The organism is Bacillus sp. P4_D3 (genome assembly GCF_056401855.1).
Genome location: NZ_JBFUIN010000239.1, coordinates 1 through 4,888, shown reverse-complemented (window position 1 = coordinate 4,888; position 4,888 = coordinate 1). Strand labels below are relative to the sequence as shown.

Sequence of the window (4,888 nt, the reverse complement as noted above, 5' to 3'; positions counted from 1 at the left end):
AGGTAATTCAATGCTTATTCCAATCCTGCCAACCATTGAAAAGAAATTACATATTTCATCTTTCCAGGTATCCATGATTATTACAATTTATTCTATCATTGCAATTATACTTATACCGATTGCTGGTTATTTATCAGATAGATGGGGACGAAAGATGGTAATGGTTCCAAGTTTATTAATTGCAGCTATTGGAGGAGCGATAACGGGCTGGGTATCATGGAAAGTTGATAACCCTTATGTTTGGATTCTTATCGGAAGAGCAATTCAAGGGATAGGTGCTGCTGGTGCTATGCCAGTTGTCATACCATGTGTAGGTGATTTATACAAAGATGAAAAACAGGTTAGTGCAGGTTTAGGAATCATTGAGACGTCAAATACATTTGGAAAAGTATTGAGTCCTATATTAGGATCAGCTCTTGCAGCTATTGTATGGTTCTTACCATTTTGGGCGATTCCAGTTTTATGTGTAATATCGATTGTTTTATTACTGGTACTAGTAAAGGCGAAGAAACAAGAAGAAGAAGTCCCACCACTTAAAGAATTTATTCAATCTATTATCTCTACGTTTCGAGAAAAGGGAAGATGGTTAATTGCCATTTTTATACTAGGTGCAATTATTATGCTTATTTTATTCGGAATACTTTTTTATCTGTCAACTATACTGGAGTCGAAGTACGATATTCATGGTATATGGAAAGGGTGTGTACTCGCTATTCCTTTACTTGTACTATCACTTAGCTCATATATGGCTGGTAAAAAAATTGGAGATAAACAAGATATTATGAAAAAGTGTATCTATATTGGATTTTTACTGGCTGCTGCATCTGTCTTCTTACCTTTATTTCTAAAAGGAATCTATTTGCTACTTCTTTGTCTCGTTATTATGGGGGGAGGAATTGGTATGGCGTTACCGTGTCTAGATGCTCTTATTACACAAGGGATTGAAAAAGAGCAGAGGGGGACAGTTACGTCATTTTATAGTTCAATGCGATTTATCGGTGTAGCAGCTGGACCACCCCTGTATTCTTTTTTTATGAAAGGGGCGGACCATGAAGTATTTTATTTAACAAGCATCTTCGCTGCTATTGGTGCGGTCATAGCAATTATTTGGATTAAACCAGCAAAAGATACAATGATGGTAAAACAGAAGCCGGAACCAACGTCATAATCCGAAAGAGAATTGCATGTTAATTACACAACATGCAATTCTCTTTAATTAGTTAGGAAAAATAACTTGTTTTAACATATAAAGTGCGACTCCCCATATGATTAGCCCTGAAAATTTATTTAATACTGTAATCGTTTTTCCTGTCGAGTCTAATCCTTTTAGAAATTTTCCAGCAAAAGCTAAACTAATAAACCAAATCCAAGAAACTATAATTGTTGCAAAAGTGAAAGCCCATTTCTCACTTCCTATGTACTGTATAGAGTTTGTTCCGATTACACCAATTGTATCTAAAATTGCGTGTGGATTTAGTAATGAAACCGATGCGGTGAAAATAATTTGATTTTTTAAAGGCATGCTTTTTTCTTGCTTTACATCATTTGAAGGATCGCTTCTCCAAATAACCCAGCCCATATACATAAGAAAGAAAAATCCAATCATATACAGAGTGGTTGTTAACCAAGAAAAAGTAAGGAGTACAAGGGATACACCTTGTACAGCAATTAATATTAATAATGTATCACATATAGATGCAGTCAAGACTACAGGAGCAGCTCGCCAAATATTTGGTTGACTCGCGCCTTGATTAAAGACGAAAACATTTTGGACACCTAATGGAATGATAAGACCAAATGCAAGGATGATACCGTGAATAATTGCTTCACTCATCATATTACCTCCTACTTAATGTGATTAGTTATGATAGTGTATATTGTATAGAAGAAATGAAAATTTGTATCCATCCATATGGTTGGATAGGTTACCAACCATAAAGTATGTGAGGTGATATAGTGGAAAGGCTCGTTTGGAAACCTAATATGTCTTCGCCTATTCCTTTATATAAACAAATAGAATCTTATATAAAAGAAAGAATTGTTAATGGGGAATGGACAGTTGGAACTAAATTACCTTCACAAAGAGATTTGGCGCATACGTTTGAAGTGAATCGAAGTACAATTGTAATGGCTTTCGATGAATTAGTAGCAAAAGGGTATATTGAGGGGAATGGCCGGAAGGGAACAATTGTTATAAATAATAGTGAGAGTACTTCTACATATGCCCCGCCTCCAAACTGGCAGTCTTATGTAGAAACAGGACTTCATTATCCGAATCTTCCTGCTGTACAAGAGATTAATCAAGCTGAATTTACTCCCAATGTAATTCGATTAGGAACAGGTGAACTTTCACCGAGTCTCTTGCCTGAGAAAAAGATGAAGGGTATTATTAGTAAAATTTTACAATCAAATGTTACACTTGGGTATGAGGAACCGAAAGGAAATCTCCATTTAAGAAAAAAAATTGCGGAATATTTAAAAGGGCATGGGGTATATGTATCTCCTGACTCTATTTTAATTGTTTCGGGGGCAATTCAAGCACTGCAACTTATTTCTATGGGTCTTCTTCCGAAAGGAGCGTCAATTTTATTAGAAAAACCATCATATTTATATTCGCTTAATGTATTTCAATCAGCAGGAATGCGCTTGATTGGAATACCAATGAATGAGAATGGTATAAATACTTCATATATTACAAAATATAAGAAACAATTTAACGCATCTATTTTATATACAATCCCATCTTTTCATAATCCGACCAATTTTAGTATGAACGCTAAGAAGAGGGAAGAAGTGATGGAGATATGTAATGAAATTGGATTGCCTATTATTGAGGACGCGGTATATCAAGATTTATGGTTCGATGCACCAGTTTCAAAGCCTTTAAAGGCATATGATAAAAATGGTATCGTGCTACATATTGGAAGTATGTCCAAAGTCATTAGTCCTGGTTTAAGAATTGGATGGGTTGTTGGATCAGAATCCGTTATTCAAAGATTAGCAGATATAAAAATGCAAACTGATTATGGTTCAAGTTCTATATCCCAGCAAATTGCAGCGGAGTGGTTTGAAAATGGATTGTATGATGAACATTTACAGTTTGTAAGAAGTGAATTGAAAAAACGTAGAGATTTTATGATAAGTATGTTAGAAAAGTATTGTAGTGGCATTGCAACTTGGCATGAGCCAGTAGGAAGCTTTTACATTTGGCTACATATAAATCTACCAATTTCGAATCGTAGTTTATTTGACAAAGCTTTGCAAGAAAAGGTGTTATTAAACCCAGGCACTTTGTATGATAGAAGTGCTAACCAATTTTTACGTCTTTCTTATTCCTATGCAACTATAGAAGAAATTGAAGTTGGAATAAAAAAGATCGCGCAATTAATTAAAGGGTAAAAGGAGAAAACCATGAAACAATATGTGATTTGCCAAATGATTGATGGAGATAAATATTTAGCTGCTTATGCGGAAACAAAACAGGATGCAATTGAAAAAGCAGAATTATTAGGGTTAAGAACTGGAAATCGTTACATAGTAATTACCGCAGAAGAAGCAGAAGGGTTAACTTATCCTTAAATAATGGGAGATTACATAAGAAGTAAATAAGCCTAATAATGTACTATATTATTAGGCTTATTTACTATTAAAGTGTGATAGGGAAAATAATATAATTATGAGTCAAGTTGACGGAAATACCGATTTGTTTTTCGATCCTGATTTCCGTCTCTATATTCATCAACATATTGCCTGAAGTTCCAAGATTGTAAAAACTTATTAGCGGCATTATAACCAGAGTTATAGAGCCATTCTTTCTCTTCTTTAGTTAATTGAAAATTAGTACTTGTAATGGTTCCTGTTGGAATTGTAATAGTTCTAGCCTTCGATTCTTTATCTAAATGACGTAAATCATGAGCTTGCATCATCGTTTTAAATAGTCCTTTGAACATGGAAATAGGTTCTTCATAGTGGGCGGGATCAGCTTGAATCTCATCTTTTACAAAATGAAATCCAAAGGTAGGCCAGCGAGGAGAAGTCGGTGAATCGAAAATCCAAATTGGATAATTACTTAAAATACCGCCGTCAACCATATAACAAGGTTGTTTCCATTTTGGTGTTCTCCATTTCACTGGTTCGAAGAAGAAAGGAATGGTTCCACTCATTCTTACTGCTTTAGCGATAGAGAAGCGATAATTTAAAAATCCGTAGTTTGGCAAGTCATCGGGAAAAATAACCATTTTACCATTGCTTATATCTGAAGCGATAATTTTGAGTTTATTCAAATCGGGTAAGTCTGTAAACAAATGAATTCCTTTTTTTCTAAGCAGGTCTTCTAGCCATTCTTCGAGAAATACATTTGAATAAATACCTAGAGTAGACCAAGCGCTTAATCCTTTACCAATAAAGGGGATTCTATCAAGAAAAGTTTTTTTAGTGAATTTTTCATAATCAATGTCTGTTACAATAGTTTTTAATTCGGAACAAGAATATCCTGCTGCTAGAAGAGCTGCAATAATAGCGCCGGCTGATGTTCCAGCTAAACGTTCCCATTCATAACCTTTTTCGGCTAACGCGCAAATTGCCCCTACATGAGCAATTCCGCGTACACCGCCTCCCTCGAAAACACCATCAATCTTCATTAAACATACTTCCTTTCAGATGGGAAATTTGAAAATGGCAAAAAAGCACGTATTGTACGCGCTTTTTTACAATAGTTTTTAAGTTTACTAGCAGCCTACAAAGCCGCCCCAACAGCTAGCTCCAATGATGATTAGAAGGATAAATAAAACGATTAATAAAGCGAAACCTCCATAACCGCAACCACCACCGCAACTACCGCCGTAACCACCGCCGTAACCACCGCCGTAACCACCGCCGTAACCACCGC

Annotated in this window: 6 protein-coding genes; 3 read left to right on the top strand and 3 right to left on the bottom strand. The window is 35.5% G+C overall.

The genetic code is table 11. The features are described from left to right. Positions 1-1,168, top strand: a 1,168-nt coding sequence (locus tag AC1DTM_RS18235; RefSeq protein ID WP_477000605.1) for an MFS transporter, incomplete at its 5' end; no start/stop codon positions are given. A gap of 48 nt (positions 1,169-1,216) precedes the next feature. On the opposite strand, the gene AC1DTM_RS18230 is transcribed toward AC1DTM_RS18235, so the two are convergent. Continuing rightward, positions 1,217-1,834, bottom strand: coding sequence for a LysE/ArgO family amino acid transporter (locus tag AC1DTM_RS18230; protein ID WP_016104587.1), 618 nt, complete (start codon positions 1,832-1,834; stop codon positions 1,217-1,219). Positions 1,835-1,956: 122 nt separating this feature from the next. Here AC1DTM_RS18230 and AC1DTM_RS18225 point away from each other — a divergent pair, with 122 nt between their 5' ends. Beyond that, positions 1,957-3,399, top strand: coding sequence for an aminotransferase-like domain-containing protein (locus AC1DTM_RS18225; RefSeq protein WP_016104588.1), 1,443 nt, complete (start codon positions 1,957-1,959; stop codon positions 3,397-3,399). Positions 3,400-3,411: 12 nt separating this feature from the next. Continuing rightward, on the top strand, positions 3,412-3,579 hold the full coding sequence (locus AC1DTM_RS18220; protein WP_000816387.1) for a DUF3933 family protein: 168 nt from the start codon (positions 3,412-3,414) through the stop codon (positions 3,577-3,579). 95 nt (positions 3,580-3,674) lie between these two features. Here AC1DTM_RS18220 and AC1DTM_RS18215 read toward each other — a convergent pair whose 3' ends face one another. Beyond that, positions 3,675-4,640, bottom strand: a complete 966-nt coding sequence (locus AC1DTM_RS18215) for a patatin-like phospholipase family protein (RefSeq protein WP_078181412.1) — start codon at positions 4,638-4,640, stop codon at positions 3,675-3,677. 87 nt (positions 4,641-4,727) lie between these two features. Then, a partial coding sequence (locus tag AC1DTM_RS18210; protein ID WP_477000606.1) for a YjcZ family sporulation protein occupies positions 4,728-4,888 on the bottom strand: 161 nt, incomplete at its 5' end.

What these genes read in the sequence shown, in the direction of transcription:
- AC1DTM_RS18230 (WP_016104587.1), bottom strand. Translation starts at nt 1,834, where the DNA reads ATGAGTGAAGCAATTATTCACGGTATCATCCTTGCATTTGGTCTTATC.
- AC1DTM_RS18220 (WP_000816387.1), top strand. Translation starts at nt 3,412, where the DNA reads ATGAAACAATATGTGATTTGCCAAATGATTGATGGAGATAAATATTTA.
- AC1DTM_RS18215 (WP_078181412.1), bottom strand. Translation starts at nt 4,640, where the DNA reads ATGAAGATTGATGGTGTTTTCGAGGGAGGCGGTGTACGCGGAATTGCT.